The organism is Limnobacter olei, from assembly GCF_029087225.1.
Taxonomy (GTDB): domain Bacteria; phylum Pseudomonadota; class Gammaproteobacteria; order Burkholderiales; family Burkholderiaceae_B; genus Limnobacter; species Limnobacter olei.
On record NZ_JARFJD010000048.1, the window covers coordinates 1 to 5,481 of the forward strand.

Annotated in this window: 2 tRNA genes and 2 rRNA genes; all 4 read left to right on the forward strand. The window is 50.5% G+C overall.

Features of this window, described 5'->3' with window-relative positions:
- Window positions 1-339: 339 nt before the first annotated feature.
- Window positions 340-1,868, forward strand: a 16S ribosomal RNA gene (locus PY990_RS16195).
- A 165-nt stretch (window positions 1,869-2,033) separates the two neighbouring features.
- Window positions 2,034-2,110: transfer RNA gene (locus PY990_RS16200), tRNA-Ile, on the forward strand.
- A 27-nt stretch (window positions 2,111-2,137) separates the two neighbouring features.
- Window positions 2,138-2,213: transfer RNA gene (locus tag PY990_RS16205), tRNA-Ala, on the forward strand.
- Between the two features lie 441 nt (window positions 2,214-2,654).
- Window positions 2,655-5,481, forward strand: a 23S ribosomal RNA gene (locus PY990_RS16210); the annotation flags it as partial.

Here is a 5,481-nt window from a genome sequence, read left to right on the forward strand (position 1 = left end):
CAAAAGTGTTTGACAGGTGGAAAGATGATGTGCATAATCTCGTTTCTCTGCTGCACGACAAGCAGCACGAAACGAAGCAAACAAGCGGTTCTTCAAGGTTTTAAGTAGTTTTGAAGAGCGGTGAGGATAGCAGAAATTTCGAAGCGATCTTTAACAAGTTAACAGCCGATAAGTGTGGGCACTGACCAGATGGGTTTAAGGTTTGTTCTTTTCTCAAAAAGAATGACTTTGAATCACGATTCAGAGTTAGTGCTCACGGAATAAAGTAAATGAATGTGAAAGCTGTCAAGGCTTTTATAAACATCTACTCCGTCGAGTTTAGTAAATTTTGCAGAGATTAAACTGAAGAGTTTGATCCTGGCTCAGATTGAACGCTGGCGGCATGCCTTACACATGCAAGTCGAACGGTAACAGGTCTTCGGATGCTGACGAGTGGCGAACGGGTGAGTAATACATCGGAACGTGCCCAGTAATGGGGGATAGCTCGGCGAAAGCCGGATTAATACCGCATACGCCCTGAGGGGGAAAGTGGGGGATCGCAAGACCTCACGTTATTGGAGCGGCCGATGGCTGATTAGCTAGTTGGTAGGGTAAAGGCCTACCAAGGCGACGATCAGTAGCTGGTCTGAGAGGACGATCAGCCACACTGGGACTGAGACACGGCCCAGACTCCTACGGGAGGCAGCAGTGGGGAATTTTGGACAATGGGGGAAACCCTGATCCAGCAATGCCGCGTGTGCGAAGAAGGCCTTCGGGTTGTAAAGCACTTTTGTCAGGGAAGAAATCCTTTGGGCTAATACCCTAGGGGGATGACGGTACCTGAAGAATAAGCACCGGCTAACTACGTGCCAGCAGCCGCGGTAATACGTAGGGTGCAAGCGTTAATCGGAATTACTGGGCGTAAAGCGTGCGCAGGCGGTTGTGTAAGACAGGTGTGAAATCCCCGGGCTTAACCTGGGAATTGCATTTGTGACTGCACGACTAGAGTGTGTCAGAGGGGGGTGGAATTCCACGTGTAGCAGTGAAATGCGTAGATATGTGGAGGAACACCAATGGCGAAGGCAGCCCCCTGGGATAACACTGACGCTCATGCACGAAAGCGTGGGGAGCAAACAGGATTAGATACCCTGGTAGTCCACGCCCTAAACGATGTCAACTAGTTGTTGGGGATTTACTTCCTTGGTAACGTAGCTAACGCGTGAAGTTGACCGCCTGGGGAGTACGGCCGCAAGGTTAAAACTCAAAGGAATTGACGGGGACCCGCACAAGCGGTGGATGATGTGGATTAATTCGATGCAACGCGAAAAACCTTACCTACCCTTGACATGGCAGGAACTTTCCAGAGATGGATTGGTGCTCGAAAGAGAACCTGCACACAGGTGCTGCATGGCTGTCGTCAGCTCGTGTCGTGAGATGTTGGGTTAAGTCCCGCAACGAGCGCAACCCTTGTCATTAGTTGCTACGAAAGGGCACTCTAATGAGACTGCCGGTGACAAACCGGAGGAAGGTGGGGATGACGTCAAGTCCTCATGGCCCTTATGGGTAGGGCTTCACACGTCATACAATGGTCGGTACAGAGGGTTGCCAAGCCGCGAGGTGGAGCCAATCCCAGAAAACCGATCGTAGTCCGGATCGCAGTCTGCAACTCGACTGCGTGAAGTCGGAATCGCTAGTAATCGCGGATCAGAATGCCGCGGTGAATACGTTCCCGGGTCTTGTACACACCGCCCGTCACACCATGGGAGTGGGTTCTACCAGAAGTGGCTAGTCTAACCGCAAGGAGGACGGTCACCACGGTAGGATTCATGACTGGGGTGAAGTCGTAACAAGGTAGCCGTATCGGAAGGTGCGGCTGGATCACCTCCTTTCTAGAGAAAGAGAAGTAGATTCAAGTCTTGAATTTGTTTGGTTTTAGTGCTCACACTTATCGGTTTGTTTAGACGCGAAGATACAAGCAGCAAGAAGAGAGGGCCTTTAGGTGCAGGACGAAAGAACTGTTTAGAGGTCAGGGCCCTGGGGCTGAAAAGTTTACGGGGTCTGTAGCTCAGTTGGTTAGAGCACCGTCTTGATAAGGCGGGGGTCGATGGTTCGAGCCCATCCAGACCCACCATTGGTTTGAAGTTGTTGTAAAACACCTGGGGGTGTAGCTCAGCTGGGAGAGCACCTGCTTTGCAAGCAGGGGGTCATCGGTTCGATCCCGTTCACCTCCACCAAGTTTTTTGTGCGCTGCCTGGGTTGCTTTTAAGTTGGGTTGGGTTTGTATCGAGTGTGTAGATAGATGGTCTTTGAATAAAAGATTGGCTGTTAGCGGTTAGGCAAGGGGTGCAAGAGTTTGCGCCGGTTTGCGGTCAAATGAATAAGCGCAAAGTTGTGTTTATTCATTTGGCTGTAAGAGTCGCCAGATCTTCAGGATCTGGACTTGTTCTTTAACAATTTGGAAATGATGAGATATCGAGATAGATACTCCTTTTAACGAAGGTGTAGATATTTTGATTGATGCGATTGCATCATCGTTCTTCTCAAGAAGTGGGTGTGTATTGTTCCTAATACGCACCGGCGCTTGAAATTTAGAATACACACAAACTACTTTGCTTTTTATGGTGATTACAGTGTTGTTTCAGGTGAGTAACTTGAAGCAGGGCTTAACGCTATAGAGTCAAGCGAATAAGTGCACATGGTGGATGCCTTGGCAGTCATAGGCGATGAAGGACGTGGTAGCCTGCGAAAAGCTACGGGGAGCTGGCAAACAAGCTTTGAGCCGTAGATGTCCGAATGGGGAAACCCACCCTTTTAGGGGTATCGCACAGTGAATACATAGCTGTGCGAGGCGAACCTGGAGAACTGAAACATCTAAGTACCCAGAGGAAAAGAAATCAACCGAGATTCCGAGAGTAGTGGCGAGCGAAATTGGATCAGCCTGTACGATTTAGCATTTGAGTTAACAAAACGGTCTTGAAAGTCCGGCCATAGAAGGTGATAGCCCTGTATGTGAAAACTCGATTGTGGAACTAGGCGTACGACAAGTAGGGCGGGGCACGAGAAACCCTGTCTGAACATGGGGGGACCATCCTCCAAGGCTAAATACTCATGACTGACCGATAGTGAACTAGTACCGTGAGGGAAAGGCGAAAAGAACCCCGGGAGGGGAGTGAAATAGATCCTGAAACCGTGTGCATACAAACAGTCGGAGCGGACTTGTTCCGTGACGGCGTACCTTTTGTATAATGGGTCAGCGACTTACATTCAGTGGCAAGCTTAACCGAGTAGGGAAGGCGTAGCGAAAGCGAGTCCGAATAGGGCGTCTAGTCGCTGGGTGTAGACCCGAAACCAGATGATCTATCCATGGCCAGGTTGAAGGTTGGGTAACACCAACTGGAGGACCGAACCCACTAACGTTGAAAAGTTAGGGGATGAGCTGTGGATAGGGGTGAAAGGCTAAACAAATCTGGAAATAGCTGGTTCTCCCCGAAAACTATTTAGGTAGTGCCTCGAGTCTCACTACAGGGGGTAGAGCACTGTTATGGCTAGGGGGTCATCGCGACTTACCAAACCATGGCAAACTCCGAATACCTGTAAGTGCAATCTCGGGAGACAGACATCGGGTGCTAACGTCCGGTGTCAAGAGGGAAACAACCCAGACCGCCAGCTAAGGTCCCTAATATCTGCTAAGTGGAAAACGAAGTGGGAAGGCTAAAACAGTCAGGAGGTTGGCTTAGAAGCAGCCACCCTTTAAAGAAAGCGTAATAGCTCACTGATCGAGTCGTCCTGCGCGGAAGATGTAACGGGGCTAAGCAGATAACCGAAGCTGCGGATGTACACGTAAGTGTATGTGGTAGGGGAGCGTTCTGTAAGCCTGCGAAGGTGTGTTGTAAAGCATGCTGGAGGTATCAGAAGTGCGAATGCTGACATGAGTAGCGATAAACAGAGTGAAAGGCTCTGTCGCCGTAAGCCCAAGGTTTCCTACGCAACGTTCATCGGCGTAGGGTTAGTCGGCCCCTAAGGCGAGGCAGAAATGCGTAGTCGATGGGAAGCAGGTTAATATTCCTGCACCGACGTGTAATGCGATGGGGGGACGGATCGTGGAAAGTGGTCCAGGTGTTGGATATCCTGGTCCCTGCATCATAGAGGACAGTTAGGCAAATCCGGCTGTCATATACTCAAGGGTGTGGGGGGAAGTAGCTACGGCTACGAACCCATTGGAAGTGGTCCCAAGAAAAGCCTCTAAGCTTCAGTTACACGTTGACCGTACCGCAAACCGACACAGGTGGGCGGGATGAGTATTCTAAGGCGCTTGAGAGAACTCAGGAGAAGGAACTCGGCAAATTGGTACCGTAACTTCGGGAGAAGGTACGCCCTTGTAGTTTGACCATGAACAATGGAAGGACGAAGGGGTTGCAATAAAATGGTGGCTGCGACTGTTTAATAAAAACACAGCTCTCTGCAAACACGAAAGTGGACGTATAGGGAGTGACGCCTGCCCGGTGCTGGAAGATTAAATGATGGGGTGCAAGCTCTTGACTGAAGTCCCAGTAAACGGCGGCCGTAACTATAACGGTCCTAAGGTAGCGAAATTCCTTGTCGGGTAAGTTCCGACCTGCACGAATGGCGTAACGATGGCCACACTGTCTCCTCCTGAGACTCAGCGAAGTTGAAGTGTTTGTGATGATGCAATCTCCCCGCGGCTAGACGGAAAGACCCCATGAACCTTTACTGTAGCTTTGCATTGGACTTTGAACCGGTTTGTGTAGGATAGGTGGGAGGCTTTGAAGTGGGAACGCCAGTTCTCATGGAGCCATCCTTGAAATACCACCCTGATCTGTTTGAGGTTCTAACCTTGACCCATTATCTGGGTCGGGGACCGTGCATGGTGGGCAGTTTGACTGGGGCGGTCTCCTCCTAAAGAGTAACGGAGGAGCTCGAAGGTACGCTAAGTACGGTCGGACATCGTACTGATAGTGCAATGGCATAAGCGTGCTTGACTGCGAGACTGACAAGTCGAGCAGGTGCGAAAGCAGGACATAGTGATCCGGTGGTTCTGTATGGAAGGGCCATCGCTCAACGGATAAAAGGTACTCTGGGGATAACAGGCTGATACCGCCCAAGAGTTCACATCGACGGCGGTGTTTGGCACCTCGATGTCGGCTCATCTCATCCTGGGGCTGTAGCCGGTCCCAAGGGTATGGCTGTTCGCCATTTAAAGAGGTACGTGAGCTGGGTTTAAAACGTCGTGAGACAGTTTGGTCCCTATCTGCCGTGGGCGTTGGAAATTTGAAGGGGGCTGTTCCTAGTACGAGAGGACCGGAATGGACGTATCTCTGGTGTACCGGTTGTCACGCCAGTGGCATTGCCGGGTAGCTAAATACGGAAGAGATAAACGCTGAAAGCATCTAAGCGTGAAACTTGCCTTAAGATAAGATTTCCCTGAGGACTTGATCCTCCTGAAGGGCCGTTGAAGACCACGACGTTGATAGGCTGGGTGTG